Origin of the sequence: Streptomyces venezuelae (assembly GCF_008642315.1) — a bacterium.
Classification (GTDB): domain Bacteria; phylum Actinomycetota; class Actinomycetes; order Streptomycetales; family Streptomycetaceae; genus Streptomyces; species Streptomyces venezuelae_D.
Genome location: NZ_CP029192.1, coordinates 5,568,570 through 5,585,131, shown reverse-complemented (window position 1 = coordinate 5,585,131; position 16,562 = coordinate 5,568,570). Strand labels below are relative to the sequence as shown.

The 16,562-nt window shown below is 73.2% G+C and carries 13 protein-coding genes and 1 tRNA gene; 4 read left to right on the top strand and 10 right to left on the bottom strand.

The window, feature by feature from the left end:
* Positions 1–39 precede the first annotated feature (39 nt).
* Positions 40–1,125 carry a helix-turn-helix domain-containing protein gene (locus tag DEJ48_RS24410; protein ID WP_150218285.1) on the bottom strand — a complete coding sequence of 362 codons (1,086 nt, stop codon included), beginning with the start codon at positions 1,123–1,125 and terminating at the stop codon, positions 40–42.
* 171 nt (positions 1,126–1,296) lie between these two features.
* On the opposite strand from DEJ48_RS24410, the gene DEJ48_RS24405 reads away from it, so the two are divergent.
* Together DEJ48_RS24405 and DEJ48_RS24400 are read left to right on the top strand one after the other, a co-directional pair.
* Positions 1,297–2,724, top strand: a complete 1,428-nt coding sequence (locus tag DEJ48_RS24405) for an FAD/NAD(P)-binding protein (protein ID WP_150218284.1) — start codon at positions 1,297–1,299, stop codon at positions 2,722–2,724.
* A gap of 109 nt (positions 2,725–2,833) precedes the next feature.
* Positions 2,834–2,908, top strand: a tRNA-Cys gene (locus DEJ48_RS24400).
* Positions 2,909–3,034: 126 nt separating this feature from the next.
* On the opposite strand, the gene DEJ48_RS24395 is transcribed toward DEJ48_RS24400, so the two are convergent.
* From DEJ48_RS24395 to DEJ48_RS24360, 7 genes are all read right to left on the bottom strand, one after another.
* Entirely contained in the window at positions 3,035–3,598 is a 564-nt protein-coding gene (locus DEJ48_RS24395; RefSeq protein WP_223832190.1) for an AAA family ATPase, read from the bottom strand.
* A 203-nt stretch (positions 3,599–3,801) separates the two neighbouring features.
* Positions 3,802–6,114: a xanthine dehydrogenase family protein molybdopterin-binding subunit gene (locus DEJ48_RS24385; RefSeq protein ID WP_150218281.1), complete on the bottom strand. Its 2,313-nt coding sequence runs from the start codon at positions 6,112–6,114 to the stop codon at positions 3,802–3,804.
* Entirely contained in the window at positions 6,111–7,958 is a 1,848-nt protein-coding gene (locus tag DEJ48_RS24380; protein WP_150218279.1) for a (2Fe-2S)-binding protein, read from the bottom strand. The genes DEJ48_RS24385 and DEJ48_RS24380 overlap by 4 nt, the downstream gene beginning before the upstream one ends.
* Positions 7,955–8,860 carry an FAD binding domain-containing protein gene (locus DEJ48_RS24375; RefSeq protein ID WP_190537561.1) on the bottom strand — a complete coding sequence of 302 codons (906 nt, stop codon included), beginning with the start codon at positions 8,858–8,860 and terminating at the stop codon, positions 7,955–7,957. Before DEJ48_RS24375 ends, DEJ48_RS24380 begins: the two co-directional genes overlap by 4 nt.
* A 312-nt stretch (positions 8,861–9,172) precedes the next feature.
* A complete protein-coding gene (locus DEJ48_RS24370) occupies positions 9,173–10,798 on the bottom strand; it encodes a beta-N-acetylhexosaminidase (protein WP_150218276.1) in 1,626 nt (541 codons plus the stop codon).
* 108 nt (positions 10,799–10,906) lie between these two features.
* Positions 10,907–11,206 (bottom strand): DUF3039 domain-containing protein, encoded by a 300-nt coding sequence (locus tag DEJ48_RS24365; RefSeq protein WP_150168469.1) that lies wholly within the window; start codon positions 11,204–11,206, stop codon positions 10,907–10,909.
* Between the two features lie 15 nt (positions 11,207–11,221).
* A complete protein-coding gene (locus DEJ48_RS24360) occupies positions 11,222–12,406 on the bottom strand; it encodes an MFS transporter (protein WP_150218274.1) in 1,185 nt (394 codons plus the stop codon).
* Positions 12,407–12,501: 95 nt separating this feature from the next.
* Here DEJ48_RS24360 and DEJ48_RS24355 point away from each other — a divergent pair, with 95 nt between their 5' ends.
* Positions 12,502–13,368, top strand: a complete 867-nt coding sequence (locus DEJ48_RS24355; RefSeq protein ID WP_150218273.1) for a LysR family transcriptional regulator — start codon at positions 12,502–12,504, stop codon at positions 13,366–13,368.
* Positions 13,369–13,687: 319 nt separating this feature from the next.
* On the opposite strand, the gene DEJ48_RS24350 is transcribed toward DEJ48_RS24355, so the two are convergent.
* A complete protein-coding gene (locus tag DEJ48_RS24350) occupies positions 13,688–14,302 on the bottom strand; it encodes a YqgE/AlgH family protein (RefSeq protein ID WP_150218271.1) in 615 nt (204 codons plus the stop codon).
* Between the two features lie 245 nt (positions 14,303–14,547).
* Here DEJ48_RS24350 and murA point away from each other — a divergent pair, with 245 nt between their 5' ends.
* Positions 14,548–15,891: a UDP-N-acetylglucosamine 1-carboxyvinyltransferase gene (gene murA, locus DEJ48_RS24345; protein WP_150218270.1), complete on the top strand. Its 1,344-nt coding sequence runs from the start codon at positions 14,548–14,550 to the stop codon at positions 15,889–15,891.
* A gap of 107 nt (positions 15,892–15,998) precedes the next feature.
* Here murA and DEJ48_RS24340 read toward each other — a convergent pair whose 3' ends face one another.
* Positions 15,999–16,280 carry an HU family DNA-binding protein gene (locus DEJ48_RS24340; RefSeq protein WP_016645140.1) on the bottom strand — a complete coding sequence of 94 codons (282 nt, stop codon included), beginning with the start codon at positions 16,278–16,280 and terminating at the stop codon, positions 15,999–16,001.
* Between the last annotated feature and the right edge of the window lie 282 nt (positions 16,281–16,562).

Here is a 16,562-nt window from a genome sequence, read left to right as displayed (position 1 = left end):
GCAATAGTTTTTGCAACGGAGTCTTTGCAACTTCCCGGTCTAGTTGAGCGGGTGCCCCTGCGGCCAGTAGTGCTCCGTGAAGAGGCGGGACACCAGCTCCCCCCGGCTGGAGACGCCGACCTTGGCGAAGAGGGTCTTGAGGCGGTCGCGGACCGTGTGCGGGGTGATGAACAGGGTCCCGGCGATCTCCGCGGTCGTCATGCCGCGTGCGACGAGCTGGGTGATCTCCAGTTCGCGCGCGGTGAGACCGTACGACTCGGCGATCAGGACCGCCAGGTCCGCGGGGGCCGGGGGTTCGATGACGAGGGCCACCGGCCCGGGCCGCCCGCCGGGCCCCGTGAGGCACGACGCGTGGCAGACCAGCCAACGGCCCTCCGTGGTCCGGATGCGCACGCGAGCATCACCGTGGTCGCGGCCGTCGGCGACCGCGCGGGCCTGAAGCGCCGTGCCGATCACCCAGATCGGGAGCCGTACGCCCAACGGCGAGGGGAACGACGGGCCCTTGGGGAGCGCGGCGAGGTGCTGCCGCGCCTCCTCGTTGATCGACATCGCCTCGCCCCTGCCGTCGAAGAGGATGAGCCCCGGCGCGGGCACGTCGGTGCGGGGCGGCACGGACGCAGGCGGGCGCGCGAAGCGTCGTAGGAGCGTGGCCAGGGGACGGGACTGGTCGGCGACCAGGGCGATCTCGTCCGGGCGAAAAGGCTCCGCGTCGCGGAAGAGGCTGACCAGACCCCACGGACGGTCGCCGATCCGCAGTACGGCGCGGAGTTCGTCGTGCATGCCCCAGCCGCGCAGGAGGCGCCGGTAGCGGGCGCTGCGGGCGGGCAGGTCGCCGGTGAAGTCCCGGAGGCCCGCCGCAGGCACGACCGCACGGGCCAACTCGCGGTACGGCACGACGGTCTCCTCCAGGAGCTCGTTCTCCCAGTACGCCGCGCAGCCCTCCCCCGAACCGAGGTTCTGCACGAGCATCGGCGCCGTGATCAGACCCGTCTCCGGGTCCGTGGCCCGCCACACCGCCGAGTCGAACGGCACGACGCGGCGCAGCCCGGCCGACGCCCGCTCGAACAACTCGACGGCGTCGGCGGCCCGTTCGAGGCCGGACAACGCTCCGCGTGATCGGTTCATGCGCCCTCCCCCGGCTCAGCTTGCACGGTGCCGCGCCCGGCACCAACCCCTCGTCTGAGGGGGTCGCTCACCGCGGATCACCCTCAGTCGCGGGATGGGGAGCGACGTCGGGCCGTACGAGAGTCGACGGCAACCACGGAAGAACGTACGTCGGACACCCGGAAGGCACACATGAACCTCGACCTCGACCTCGACCTCGACCTCGCTGTCGTCGGCGGAGGCGCCGCAGCCGTCGCCCTGCTGGACGCCCTGTCCACGCGGGCCGCCGACCGACCCTCCCCCGGCACCCTCCGCGTCTTCGAACCCTCCCCCCACCTGTGGCGAGGACGGCCCTACGGCCCCGACCTGGACGTGGTCCGCGTCAACGTGCCGCCCGGCATCTCGTCCATCCGCCACGGGGATGCCGGCCACTACGCGGACTGGCTGGGCGAACGGGCCGCCGACCACATCGACCCGCTGCTCGGCCTCCCCGTCGTCCCTCGCGCGCTCTACGGCGAGTACCTGACGCACACGGCCGAGAAGGCGGTCGCAGCCATGGCCGAGCAGGGGTGGTCCGTCGAGGTCGTGCCCGCTCGCGTCACCGGCGCCGCCCGCCGGGGCACACGCCTGGCACTCCGCACGGCGGACGGCCGGGAGTACGCCGCCGCCCAGGTCGCCCTGTGCGTGGGCACGGGCAACCCCCCGGACCCGTACGGCTTCACGGGCACCCCTGGCTACATCGCCGACCCCTACCCCCTGGCCCGCACCCTCGACCACGTCCCGGTGGAGAGCGACGTCGCCGTCATCGGCAGCGGCCTCACCGCCGTCGACGTCGTCGTGGCCCTCGCCGCTCGCGGGCACCGGGGCCGCATCAGCCTCCTCTCCCGTACCGGCGTCCTGCCGTACGTCTGGCAGCGCCCGGTCGCCGGGCGTCCCCCGCGGCACCTCACCGCCGAACGCGTCACGGAACTGCACGCGGCCCGCGGCACGGTCACCCTCGCCGACCTCACCGACCTGCTCCGCGCGGAACTCGCGGACAGGGACGGCGATTTCGAGGCCCTCACCGCCGAGCTGCGCGCCACCACGACCACCGACCCGGCCCGTCGGCTCCCACAGCAGCTCGACGCCGTCGACGACCCGCGCGTCGGCCGCCGCACACTCCAGAGCGCCGCACACGCCGTCGGCCCGTACGCCTGGCGCCTGCTGCCCGAGGCCGACCGCGCGCGCCTGCGCCACCACCTCCGCACGGCCACCGCCGTCGCCTCCCCCATGGTGCCGGTGAACGCGTCCGTGCTGATGCGGCTGCTGGACACCGGCCAGCTGACAGTCGCCCCCGGCGACATACGACGGACCCTGTCCACAACGCCTCCCGACACCGTCGTCAACGCCGTGAACCCGCCCCCGCAGGCGATACCCGCCGGAGCCGGCCACCTGGTCGCCTCCCTCGTCGACACCGGCCTCGGCACGCCCCACCCGGCGGGCGGCCTGCTCCCCGCCGACCCGCGCGTGCACGTCGTCGGCGACCTGTCCGGCGGCGGCTCCTTCATCGCGTCGAGCATCCCCGGCGTCGCGGCCCAGGCGTCCCGCGCGGCCCGGGCCCTCCGCACGCCCCTTTCGTGAACGCCGTATGGCGGTCCCGTTGCGGCACCCCGTGATCGCTTGAGGCGGTAGCGGGAACACGGCTACGTTCAATGAGTCAGGTCGACGCGATCGGTCGACGAGACGACTTGGCCGTGTGCCCGAGAGGCTCAGGGGCTGGACTGCAAATCCAGTAACGCGGGTTCGAATCCCGCCACGGCCTCCACCGGCTGACGGCGTCACCGCGCCGTGCCGCCGCGGCAACCGAAAGGGTGGTCCCTCACAAGGGGCCACCCTTTCCCCGTCTCCCGCCGAGGACCGCGGGCTCCTGGCGGTGACGCCGGTCGTGGAGTCACTTCACCCGGGCTTCGTCCAGCCTCGACAGGATCGCGTCCACCGTTTCGTCTACCGTCAACTCGCCGCTGTCCAGCCAGAGTCCGAGCCGGGGCGTCCGCTCGCGCAGGATCGCGTCCAGGTCGGCGACCGTCCACGCGCCGTACCCCGTCTTGCCGCGGGATTCCTCGCGAGCCGCGACCGCTTCGGGCCGCGGGGCGAGCACGACGACGTACGCGGGGCGGGTGCGGACTAGTTCCACGTACGCCTTCAACTCCTCGCCCAGGATGACGTCCTGGACGACGGCGGTGAATCCGGCGTCGGAGCAGGCGTCGGCGGCGGACGCCGACAGGCGGTAGCGGAGGCGGAGTTGAGCCTCGCCCTCCCCGCCGGGCACACCCTCGTACGGCACCCCGCCCGACACGATCATCCGCCGGAACGCGTCACCCCGCACGTGCGCCGCCCGAGGCAGCCGCTCGGCCAACGCCTGCGCGACCGTCGACTTGCCGGACGCCATGATGCCCGTGATGACGACGACGCCACGGGGGCCGCCCGCCGCCTCTGCCCCGCATTCGCGCTCCACGTCACAAGACTCCCAGGAGAACGAACGCGCCCGCCACCGAGAAAACCGCCCCGACCACACGCATGGTCGTCACACTCTTCGGCCACATCCGGTGCTGGTAGGACATCATCTGGAACCAGTCCGCCGCACGGCACACGTTGGTGGCCAGCACCAAGCCGCCCACCAGGGCCAAGAACCCCCACGCCACCACGAGCCGCGCCGTTCTACGACGAGGGGACCGCGACCGCCGCCTGCGGGCGGATCGGGAGGCGGTTCACCGGGCGGCCCGTCGCCGCGCGGACCGCCGAGGCGATCGCCGCGGGGGACGTCACCACCGGGACCGCGCTGGCCGCCTTCGCGCCGAAGGGGGCGACGACGTCCCGCTCCTCCACCAGCTTCACGATGCGGATGTCAGGGGTGTCCAGGGCGGTCGGGAGCGCGTAGCCCGTGAGGTCGGGGTGGCGGACCAGGCCGCGGGGCGTGCGGAGGTTCTCCGTGAGGGCCGCGCCCACGCCCTGGGTGACGCCCGCCTCGATGCGGGCCTTGAGCTGGGCGGGGTTCAGGATGCGGCCCACGTCCTGCGCCACCGCGAGCTCCACCACCCGAACCGCACCGATCTCGATGTCGACGTCGACGACCGCGCGGATCGCGCAGAACGCCATGCCGACGAACGCGTCGCCCTGCCCGGACTCGTCGAGCGGCTCGGTCGGGTGCGGACGGCACTGGGCCGTGGCCCAGAGCTCCTTGCCCTCAAGGGCCTCCGTGACGGTCGTGGAGAGCACACCGTCGTACGAGGTGATCTTGCCGTCGGTGATCTGGAGCAGCTCGGTCGACATCCCGAACTTGTGCGCGAGGGGCTGGAGGAGCTGCGTGCGGACCATCTTCGCCGCGCGCTCCACCGCGCCGCCCGAGACCCACGTGTGGCGGCCGCGGCAGCTCGGGCCCGCGGGCGGCTGGTCCGTGTCGACGGGGGCGACGCGCACGTCCTCGATGCCCAGCGTCTCCTGGACGATCTGGCGGGCCAGCGTCGTGAAGCCCTGGCCGGTCTCGACGGCCGCGCAGATCACCGTCGCCCCGCCGTCGTGGACCTTCACCGTGGCGGTGGAGACCTCGTCCGTGCCCTCGGCGCCGAGGAGCTGGACCATGCCGAGGCCGTAGCCGACGCCGCGCCGGACGGCGGCCGGTTCGCCCGCGCCCTCCGGACCGCCGGGCAGCAGCCACTCGTCCTCGGGGGTGTCCTTGGGCAGCTCGGGCAGCGGGGCGTCGCGCACGGCCGCGAGGAGTTCGGCCACGGGCGCGGGGCACGTCACCGTCTGGCCGGTGGGCAGGATGTCGCCGGTCGCCATGGCGTTGCGCAGCCGCAGCTCCGCCGGGTCGACGCCCAGCTTCTTGGCGATCTTGTCCATCTGGGCCTCGTACGCGGCGCACACCTGGAGGGCGCCCTCGCCCCGCACGTGCCCGGAGGGCGGGTTGTTCGTGCGGACCGCCCAGCCCTCGATGAAGGCGTTCGGCACGACGTACGGACCACAGGCGAAGGAGACCGCCGCGGCCAGCGCCTCCGACGACGTGTCCGCGTACGCGCCCGCGTCGAGCAGGATCTGCGCCTCCACCTTCACCAGGCGGCCCTCGGCGTCCGCGTGGTGGCGGTAGCGCAGGAGCGTCGGGTGGCGGTGGGCGTGGCTGAGGAAGGACTCCTCGCGAGTCGCGGTGAGCTTGACCGGGCAGCCGGTGCGCAGCGCGAGGAGTCCGAGCGGGAGCTGGAAGCCGGCGTCCTCGCGGTCGGCGGTCGCGCCGGGCACGCCCGTGACGACGACCTTCACGCGGTCGGAGGGGATGCCGAAGCAGGCGGCGGCACGGTCGCGGTCGGCGTGCGGGTCGGTCGAGGCGATGTAGAGCTCCACGCCCCCGTCGGGGCGCGGCACCGCGAGGCCCGCCTCCGCGCCGATCGGCGCCGGGTCCTGCCTGCCGATGCGGTACAGGCCCTCGACGACGAGCTCGCCCGCCGCCTCCGGATCGCCGTGCCGCAGCGGGATGTGCCGGATGAGGTTGCCGTCGGGGTGCAGCGGTTCGGCCTCGAAGGCCTTCTCCGGGTCGGTGACCGGTTCGAGCACCTCGTACTCGACGATGACGGCCGCGGCGGCCATCCGCGCGGTGTCGGGGTGGTCGGCGGCGACGGCGGCGATGGGCTCGCCGTGGTGGCGTACGACGTCGGAGGCGAAGACCGGGCGGTCCGGGGTGCGTCGGCCGTGCAGCGGCTCGCCGGGCACGTCCTCGTGCGTGACGACCGCGCGGACGCCCGGCATCTCCAGGGCGTGGCTGGTGTCGATGGAGACGATGCGGGCGTGCGCGTGCGGGGAGCGCAGGACGGCCGCCCACAGCAGGCCCTCGGCCCACAGGTCGGCGGCGTAGGGGAACGTGCCCTCGGTCTTCACCCGGGACTCCGCGGACGGCAGCGACGCGCCGATGCCGCGCGGCGGCTGCTCGGCCGCCTGACGGTCGGCGGCGGGCGTGGTCGCGGTGGTGGCTTCGGTGCTCACGCGTGGCCTCCGTCCTGGCCGTAGGGGCCCGCCTGGTGCGGGATGTGTGCCTCGGCGTGACCGTGACCGTGACCGTGACCGGGCTGGTCCTGCTGCCCGTGCTCGTGCTCGTTCTGCGCGGACGCCTCGCGCTCGGCGACGACCTCGCGCACGGCGTCGAGGACACCGCGGTAGCCGGAGCAGCGGCAGAGGTTGCCGCACAGGGCGCGGCGGGCCTCCAGGTCGGTGGGGGCGGGGTTGCCCTCCAGGAGGTCGTGCACGGTCATCGCCATGCCGGGTACGCAGAAGCCGCACTGCACGGCCCCGCACGCGGCGAGCGCGCGCTGCACGTCGGACGGCTGCCCGTCGGCGGCGAGGCCCTCGACGGTGCGGACCTCGCTGCCCGCGGTCGTCGCGGCGGGCACGAGGCAGGAGGCGACGAGCCGCCCGTCCACCTGGACGTTGCAGGCGCCGCACTCGCCCTGCGAGCACCCGTCCTTGGCCCCGGCGAGCCCGAGGCGCTCGCGCAGGACGTAGAGCAGGGACTCGCCGATCCACGCGCCGGTGACGGGGCGGTCGGTGCCGTTCACACGAAGGACGTAGGAGACGAGGGGGTGGTCGTCGTGGAGGGGGGTGACGGCGGGGGCCTCGGCGGGGTCCGGGGCGGGCGCGACGGCGGGGTCGGCGTCGGCCGCGGCTGCCGCTTCGGCCGCTGTCTCGGCGTCGGTTTCGGCGCCGGTTCCGGCGTCGGCTTGGGCCTCGGTCGGGGCCTCGGTCCCAGTCGCGGTCTCGATCCCGGTCGGGGCCCCGGTCTCGGCCGGTACGTCGGTCTCGTGTGAAGTGACCGGTTCGTGCGGCGCGTCCGGCCCATCCGGTACGTCCGCTTCATGCGGTACGTCCGCCGGCGCGGCGTCCTCCGGGGCCTCGGCTGCCGGTTCGGCGACCGGTTCGGCGGGCTCCTCGACGGGCTCGGGGGCGGGCGCGAGCGCGACCTCCGGCTCGGGCTCCGGCTCGGGCTCCGGCTGGGGGTCCGGCTCGGGTTCCGGCTGGGGCTCGGGCTCCGCGGCCGCGGGCTCATCGGACGGCAGCTTGATCGCCCGCAGCAACTGCGTCTTCTCGAACCGGCTCTCCGGCTCGGGCGCCGCCTCCGCCTCGGGCTCCGCCACCGGCTCCGTGATCCGCTCCGGAGCGGGCTCGTGGAGCACCTCCTGCGCCTGCGCGCCCCAGGGCGCACCGGCCCCCGCCCCGGTCGCCCAGGGCGCGGGCGCGCCGCCGGGCAGCGTCGCGGGAGGCGTCCCGCCGCCCCACTGCGCGGCGAGCGAGGACGCCGTGAACTCGCCCGACTCGTCCGGCAGATCGCCGTCGGCGACGGGGATCGACCACTGGCCGGTGACGTCGGCGGGGGGAGCCGCGGGCTCCTGCCCGTACTGGTGGGCGTACTCCTGCTCGTACGCGGACTGCTGCCCCACGGGCGACTCCGCCTCGGGGAAGCTCCACTGGCCCGTCGCCCGCGGGTCGTACCCGTGCGGCTCCGCGTGCGCGTGCGGCTCCGCGTGCGCGTACGGGTCCGCGTGCACGGGCGGCTGTTCCTGCACCGTGCCCGCGTCGGGCCAGCGCACCGCGCCCGTCACCTCGGGCGGCATGACCCAGGCGCCGGTGGCGGCCGGGTCGGTGGCGCCGGCGACGGTGGGGTTGACCGTTATCTGCGGCGGTACGTAGCCGTGGCCGGGGGCGGCGAGCGGGGCGTCCAGCATGCCTTCGGGGAGCTGCACGAACGCCGTGGCGTCGGAGTCGTACTCCCCCTGCGGATGCGGCTGCCAGCCGCCGCCGTCGGCCGTGTTCTCTTCGTGCCGGTCGTCGCTCACGACAGCGCCCTCCCCAGTGCTCGTCGGGCCAGCGCGGCGACGGTGCGCCGCAGGTGCAGTACCGCGGGGGCCAGCGGCTGTTCCGTGCCGTCGGCCGCCGGGGGTTGGTCGGGGATGCAGGCGGTGGCGACGTACTCGCCGAAGGCGGTGACCGCCTCCGGGACGAGGCTGCCCCGCTCGCCGTCCCAGTCGATGAGGGAGGCCACCCACTCCTCGGCCTCAAGAGGTCGCAGCGGCATGGGCGCGATGGCGCCGACCGCGCACCGCACCCCGCGCCGCGCGGGGTCGAGGACGAGCGCGACGGAGGCCGTGGCCCGGCCTGGTCCGGTGCGGCCCGTCGCCTTGAGGAAGACCTGGGGCGCGTGCAGGAGCGGTACGCGCACGAAGCCGATGAGTTCACCGGGGCGGAGCATGTCCATGCCCGCGAGCAGGTGCGACACCGGGATCTCGCGGCGGACACCGCCGGGTCCCGCGATGATCAGCACCGCTTCGAGCGCGGCGAGGACGGGCAGCGCGTCACCGGTCGGCGCGGCCGACGCGATGTTGCCGCCGAGGGTGCCCGCGTTGCGGATCTGGGGCGGCCCCGCGGCGCGCGCGGCGGCGGCCAGGGCGGGGATCAGCGCGGCGAAGTCGGGGCGGCCCATGCGGGCGTGGGTGAGACCGGCGCCGAGCAGGGCGTGGCCGTCCTGGTACTGCCAGCCGCGGATCTCGCTGATGCGGCCGAGGCCGACGAGCGCGGCGGGCCGCAGTTGTCCCGAATTGACCGAAGCCATCAGGTCCGTGCCGCCGGCGACGGGCACGGCGGCGGGCATGGCGGCGAGCGCCGCCACTGCCTCGTCCAGCGTGGCGGGCAGCTTCACCGATTGCGGTGTCCGTGCCGCCTGCGGTGCGTGCGTGGTCAAACCGGCTGCCCCTTCCCGATGTCCGGCCGCGTGCTCCACGTACATCGCGTATGTGAAGTGCTCGCCGTTTCGCGACGTGTCACCGTTACGCCTGTTCCGCCGTACGGTACGTGCTCACAACCCGGACGTGGCAACTCTGGCACATCTTCCCCGGGCCCCGACGCGGGGGTCCGCTAGGAGGCATTCGTCCGCGAACCAGGCGGATGTGGCGATTTCGCACATCTTCCGGCAGCCCGCGTCCACCAACGGCCCGCGCGGCCCACGCTGCCCGCGCGGGCCGCCGAAGCACGGAACACGCACCCGGGGCGTTGCTCACACGTTCGGGGGCGGCCCCTCGATCGGGCGTCCGAGCACACCCGGTCGCAGGTGTCGCGGAAGAGGACCGCTCGGCGGCCGGTAGTCGACGCCCAGGGCATCAAGGCGCTTGTAGTGAGCGGTCATTCGCTGTTCGAAGTCGGCGAAATCACGTTCGGCCGGGGCGGGCAACTGCCGCCACGCCACCTCGCAGAAGGCCGCGAGGCGCGGGAACACCTGGTAGTCGACGCGTCCCTGGTGCTCCATCACCTCGGTCCACACATTGGCCTGGGTGCCGATGACGTGGGCGGCCTCCTCCTCGGTGAGCTCGGCGGGGACGGGCTCGAAGCGGTAGACGTCCTCCAGCGTGCGGACGTACGCGATGGGCATCGGCTCGTCCGGGCCGCCGTCCTCCCGGAAGTTCAAGTACACCTGCTGCTCGGGGCACATGACGACGTCGTGGCCCGCCTTGGCCGCGTCGATGCCGCCCTGGTAGCCGCGCCAGGAGGAGACGGTGGCGCCTTCGGCGAGGCCGCCCTCCAGGATCTCGTCCCAGCCGATGAGCCGGCGGCCCCGGTCGGCGAGCCAGCGGTCGAAGTGCCGGATGAACCAGCTCTGCAGCCCGTCCTCGTCGCCGACCCCGAGCTCCTTGATGCGGGCCTGCGCGGTGGGCGACGCCTTCCACTGGTCCTTGGGGCACTCGTCGCCGCCGACGTGGACGAAGGTGGACGGGAAGAGGTCGAGGATCTCCTCGAAGACCCCTTCGTAGAACCGGAGGACCTCTTCGGTGGGGGCGAGGACGTTCGGGCTGACGCCCCAGGAGTCCCAGACGGTCATGGCCTCCGTGTCGACGACATCGCTGTTGCCGAGGTAGGGGTACGCGGTGATCGCGGCCTGCGAGTGGCCCGGGATGTCGATCTCCGGAACGACGGTGATGTGCAGGGAGTCCGCGTACGCGACGATCTCGCGGATGTCGTCCTGCGTGTAGTAGCCGCCGTGCGGGTGCTCCAGCCAGAGCGGCGACGCGCGGTGGCCCCAACGGGTGCGGGAGCGCCAGGCGCCGACCTCGGTGAGCTTCGGGTGGCGCTTGATCTCCACGCGCCAGCCCTGGTCGTCCGTGATGTGGAAGTGGAAGACGTTGAGCTTGTGGGCGGCGAGCAGGTCGAGGTAGCGCAGGACGCCTTCCTTCGGCATGAAGTGCCGGGACACGTCGAGCATCATGCCGCGCCAGCGGAAGCGCGGGGCGTCCTCGACGGTGACCATCGGCACCGTCCACTCCCGTGCGGGGTCGAGCGGCGCACGCCGGAACGCCTCAGGGCCAAGGAGTTGACGGAATGTCTGCGCGCCCCAGAAGACACCGGCGGCGCTGCCCCCCTCGATGCGGATCGCGTGGCCGTCCACGACGAGGCGGTAGGCCTCGTCCGCCAGGCCGGAGTCGATCCGCAGCACGATGCCGTTGTCGTTCTCACCGTCGGGGAACCGCAGGCCGGTTGCGGCTCCGACGGTGCCGCGCAGCCACCGCGCGGTGCTTTCGGTGCCGGGCCCGGCGTGCAGCCCGGTCTCGTCGTCGAGGGGGAAGGAACCTTGGGTGGGCGGGACCCAGTGGGCGCTGCTCGGCGCCGGAATGAGTTGCTCAAAGGTCATGAAACCGCAGACTGTCACGCGATTGCACAACGCAAAAGGGGCGTTGCGACAGGCGCAACGCCCCTCGGGCGAAGGGTGCTTCTCGGTGGCCGGAAGTGACCGGCAGGGCTACTTCTTGCCGCCGTCCTTGCCGCCCTTGTCGTTGTCTCCGCCGGCGCCCATGGACTCGTAGATCTCCTTGCACATGGGACAGACGGGGTACTTCTTCGGGTCGCGGCCGGGGACCCACACCTTGCCGCAGAGCGCGACGACGGGCGTGCCGTCCAGCGCGCTCGCCATGATCTTGTCCTTCTGGACGTAATGCGCATAGCGCTCGTGGTCGCCGTCACCGTGCGACACCTGAGGTGTCGGCTCAACGAGGGTCCCCGTACCTGCCCCGCGCTCGGGCTCGGGCTCAAGAGTGCTCATAACGGCCAAGGGTACTCACGCGCGGCGCGTCCCGGCAGCGGCCGTGTCGTCGGACCCGGCGCCGACGGGGCGGGCGGGGGCCCTGTGCGACAGGTGCAGGAGCAGGCCCGCCGCGGCGACCGCGGACGCCGCCCAGGGCAGGTACTCGGGAGCGAGCCCCGCCGCGAGGGCGAGCCCGGCCGCTCCGGAGCCGACCGCGCTGCCCAGATAGAGGGCGGAGTTGTTGAGGGCGAGGGCGACCGTGCCGCGTTCGGCGCGCAGCGCGAGGAGGCGGTGCTGCTGCGGGACCTGGAACGCCCAGCCCGCGGCGCCCCAGACGACGAGCGCGGGATGGGCGGCGGCGCCGAGCAGCGGCACGGCACCGATCGCGACGACCAACGCAAGGACGATCCCGGTCACCAGGGCGTACACCCGTCCCGTACGGTCCACCAGGGGTCCGGCGACGACGCTGCCGAGCACCCCGCCGATCCCCCACGCCCACAGGTACGGCGCCACCGCGCCGTCGCCGACACCGCCCGAAGAGGCGAGCACGGGAGCGAGATACGTATAGAGACCAAGGCTCGCCACCGCACCCAGGAACGAGACACCCACGATCGGCAGCACCTTCCGGTCGGCGAGCGCCGCGAGCCGGGCCCGCACCGGAACGGCGGGCGCGGCGGGAATGTCGGGGAGCCCCACCGCGAGCCCGCCGAGCGCGACCGCGCCGAGCCCCGTCACCAGCCACATCGTGGCCCGCCACGAGGTGTGGTCGGCGAGCAGCACGCCCAGCGGCACGCCCAGGACCGTGCCCGAACTCATCCCTCCCATCACCAGCGCGAGCGCCCGCCCGCGCCGCTCCTCCCCCGCGAGCGCGGCGGCGGCCGCGGTGGACAGCGCCGAGTAGACCCCGGCGCCGACCCCCGCCACCGCACGCGAGACGAGCAGCACGGCGAGGCCGGGCGCGAGGGCGGTGAGCCCGTTGCCGAGCGTGAAGACGGCCAGCGCCGCGACGATCAGCACGCGTGGCCGCACCCCGGAGAGCAGCCCGGCGACGAGGGGCGCGCTCACCGCGTAGGCGAGGGTGAAGACGGTGACCATCTGCCCGGCGAGGGAGACGGTCGTCCCCAGGTCGTCGGCGACCACCGGCAGGAGCCCTGCCATCACATAGGCGTCGAGCCCGAGCGTGAAGGACCCCACCATCAACAGCCATACCTTGCGCACGGCGTTCAACTCCCTTGTCTCGCGAAGGCTGGAAACGTAGGCAGCCTCCGCATCCGGGGAGAAATGCGCGCGACGCACACTTATGCTGAACCGGCATGGATCACGAACCACCGCCCGGCGTCGAGCTGCGCCACCTCCGCGGATTCCTCGCCGTGGCCGACGAGCTGAGCTTCACGCACGCCGCCGCGGTCCTGCGCGTCGGCCAGCCCGCGCTCACACGGACCGTGCGGGCCCTGGAGGTTGCCCTCAACACCCGCCTCCTGGAACGGACCACGCGCCGGGTGACCCTCACCGAGGCAGGGGCCCGCCTGCGCGACGAGCTGGCGCCGCTCCTCTCCCGGCTCGACGGGGCGCTGCGCACGGCGGGCAGCGAGCCGCCGCTCCTGCGGCTCGGGTTCACCTCGCTCCTGCCGCAGGCCTGCGCCGACCTGGTGCCCGCCTTCAAGGCGGCGACGGGCGCGGGCGTGCGGCTCGTACGCCGGAACGAACCCCTCGCCGGGCTCCTGACGGGCGCCTGCGATGTCGCGGTCGTACGAGGTGACATACCGTCCGACGCCGCGGTCCGCACGCGGGTGCTGCTGCGGGAGCCGCGCGTGGCCGTCGTCGCGCGCGGGGCCGCGGAGCTGGCGGGGCGGCGCGTGGTCGACTGGGCGGAGCTCGCGGACGTACCGCTGGTGGTGAACACGGTGACCGGCACGACGAGCCCGGAGCTGTGGCCCCCGGAGCGCCGGCCGCGGCTCGCCTGCACCGCCGACAACCTCGACGAGTGGCTGGAAGCGGTCGCGGCGGGGCACGGCGTGGGCATCGCCCCCGAGCCGGTGGCTCGGCGCCACGCGCACCCGGGGCTGCGTCACGTACGCCTGAAGAACGCCCCGCCGGTCACCGTCCACCTGGCCGTCCCCGCGACGAACGCCCACCCCCTGGCCGACCGCTACCTCCACCAGACCACCCTGCCCGGGTAGGACCACCAACCCCGCCCACCCGTTCGCCCCGCAACGCCCTTTCCGGGTAGGAGCACCGACACCGCCGCTTCGCGGCGGATGGTCCCCACCCGCCCACCCGTTTGCCCCGCGACGTCCAGCGGGAGTAGGGGGACCAGGGGACCCACCCAGCCGCGCCCGCGCACTAAACGGGAGGGGACGTGGGGGTATGTGCGCACGGAGCACCGAGCCAGCCATAGCGGCCGGAAATGTCGGGCGCGGCGCAGGGATGGCGAGTACGGACATACCCCCGCGGCCCCGCACCCACAGACGGACGGAGCGTAGGCGGCGCGCCCACCACTCAGTTCAGCGACGCGTCATCCGGATACGTCGCCACCATCGCCAGCTCACTCCGCTGCCTCCGCAGCACCGCCCGCCACAGCCGCTCCGGATCCGGGGACGAGACGTCACCCGGCTCGGACTCGACCACGTACCACGCGCCGTCCTCCAGCTCGCTCTCCAGCTGGCCGGGGCCCCACCCCGAATAGCCCGCGAAGATGCGGAGGGAGCCGAGCGCGGAGGCGAGGAGCTCCGGCGGGGCCTCCAGGTCGACGAGGCCGATCGCGCCGTGGACGCGGCGGAAGCCGACGGGGTCACGGAGAGCGGGCGCCCGCTTGCGGGGGCCGGACGACGCCGCGCCCTCCTCGCCGGGAATCACCGCGACCCCGAGCGCCGAGTCCAGCGAGACGGGACCGCCCTGGAAGACGACTCCGGGCGCACCGGCCAGCTGTCCCCAGCCCTCCAGGATGTCGGCGACGTCCACGGGCGTGGGCCGGTTCAGGACCACGCCGAGCGAGCCCTTCTCGTCGTGGTCGAGGAGCAGCACCACCGCGCGGTCGAAGTTCGGGTCCGCCAGGGCCGGTGTGGCCACGAGCAGCCGGCCTGTGAGCGAGGACACCTCGGTCATGGTGCACATGATCCCGCATCTTCGCCCCGCGCGGGGAGGCAATGCGCATACCGGAGTGAATGCAGCTCAGGGCCGGAAGGGGCGGATGGAACCGCCGAAACGGACGGTGACCCGGTGTGTCCGGTTCCGCACGGTTCGTGTTGTCACGAACTCATGACGTGGTTTGTGCGTCCTCGCCCTTACGGAAGGGGGGTACGCGGCCATTACGCTTAACCCTTTGGTCCCCCTGTCCATTCAATCGGAACGCGAGATTCATGACCGTCACCGATGATGTCCTGCTTGTCCACGGCGGCACTCCGCTCGAGGGCGAGATCCGTGTCCGCGGCGCGAAGAACCTCGTGCCGAAGGCCATGGTGGCCGCGCTGCTCGGCAGCGCCCCGAGCCGGCTGCGCAATGTCCCAGACATCCGCGACGTACGCGTCGTGCGCGGCCTGCTGCAGCTGCACGGCGTGACGGTCCGCCCCGGTGAGGAGCCGGGCGAGCTCATCATGGACCCCTCGCACGTGGAGAGCGCGAACGTCGCCGACATCGACGCCCACGCGGGGTCGTCGCGCATTCCGATCCTCTTCTGCGGCCCCCTGCTGCACCGCCTCGGGCACGCCTTCATCCCCGGCCTCGGCGGCTGCGACATCGGCGGCCGGCCGATCGACTTCCACTTCGAGGTGCTCCGCCAGTTCGGCGCGACCATCGAGAAGCGCGAGGGCGGCCAGTACCTGGAGGCCCCGCAGCGGCTGCGCGGCACCAAGATCCGTCTGCCGTACCCGTCCGTGGGCGCCACCGAGCAGGTTCTGCTCACCGCCGTCCTCGCGGAGGGCGTGACGGAGCTCTCGAACGCCGCGGTGGAGCCGGAGATCGAGGACCTGATCTGCGTCCTGCAGAAAATGGGCGCGATCATCGCCATGGACACCGACCGGACCATCCGGATCACCGGTGTCGACAGCCTCGGCGGCTACAACCACCACGCCCTCTCGGACCGCCTGGAGGCCGCCTCCTGGGCGTCCGCCGCTCTGGCGACCGAGGGCAACATCTACGTCCGCGGCGCCCAGCAGCGCTCGATGATGACGTTCCTGAACACCTACCGGAAGGTGGGCGGTGCCTTCGAGATCGACGACGAGGGCATCCGCTTCTGGCACCCGGGCGGCTCGCTGAACGCGATCGCCCTGGAGACGGACGTGCACCCCGGCTTCCAGACGGACTGGCAGCAGCCGCTGGTCGTGGCGCTGACGCAGGCCGCGGGCCTGTCGATCGTCCACGAGACGGTCTACGAGTCGCGGCTCGGTTTCACCTCCGCGCTCAACCAGATGGGTGCGCACATCCAGCTGTACCGCGAGTGCCTCGGCGGCTCCGACTGCCGCTTCGGCCAGCGGAACTTCCTCCACTCGGCGGTCGTCAGCGGCCCCACGAAGCTCCAGGGCGCCGATCTGGTCATCCCGGACCTCCGCGGCGGCTTCTCGTACCTCATCGCGGCGCTGGCGGCGCAGGGCACGTCCCGCGTCCACGGCATCGACCTGATCAACCGCGGCTACGAGAACTTCATGGAGAAGCTCGTGGAGCTCGGCGCGAAGGTCGAGCTGCCCGGCAAGGCACCGCTGGGCTAGCAGGCCCGCAGGGGGCCGTACGGGCCCCTTGAGGAGCACGACAGCAGTACGGCACGCGAAAGGGGCGGCCACCCGAATGGGTGGCCGCCCCTCATCGCTGCTCGGGGCTACTTGCCCTTCGCCGCTTCCTTCAGCTTGGAACCGGCCGAAACCTTGACGCTGTAACCGGCCGGGATGTTGATCGGCTCGCCGGTCTGCGGGTTGCGGGCGGTGCGAGCGGCACGGTGGGTGCGCTCGAAGGTCAGGAAGCCGGGGATGGTGACCTTCTCGTCGCCCTTGGCAACGATCTCGCCGACGGTCTCGGCGAACGCGGCCAGCACGGCGTCGGCGTCCTTGCGGGTCACCTCTGCGCGGTCGGCCAGCGCGGCCACCAGCTCACTGCGGTTCATGTTTGTACTCCCGTGTTCTTTTGCCGTTGAGGCGTGCCACGCGGCGGGGCCGCATGATGGGCACAGCGAAGACGATGCTGCCAGGGTCCTCGGACAGTCCCCGGACCCGGGTCTGACGTCAGACCCTCGCGCCCGATTACGCATCCTGCCCCCACCTGCGGCGGGAAAGCCAATCCGGTGCCCGTGGGGGTCACACGAAAAGCGTCCGCCGCCCCAGAAAAGCCGGAGGCCGGAGGGCTCGCTGCCGAGCCACTCCAAGCCACCCTAGAGGGGGCCCGCGAG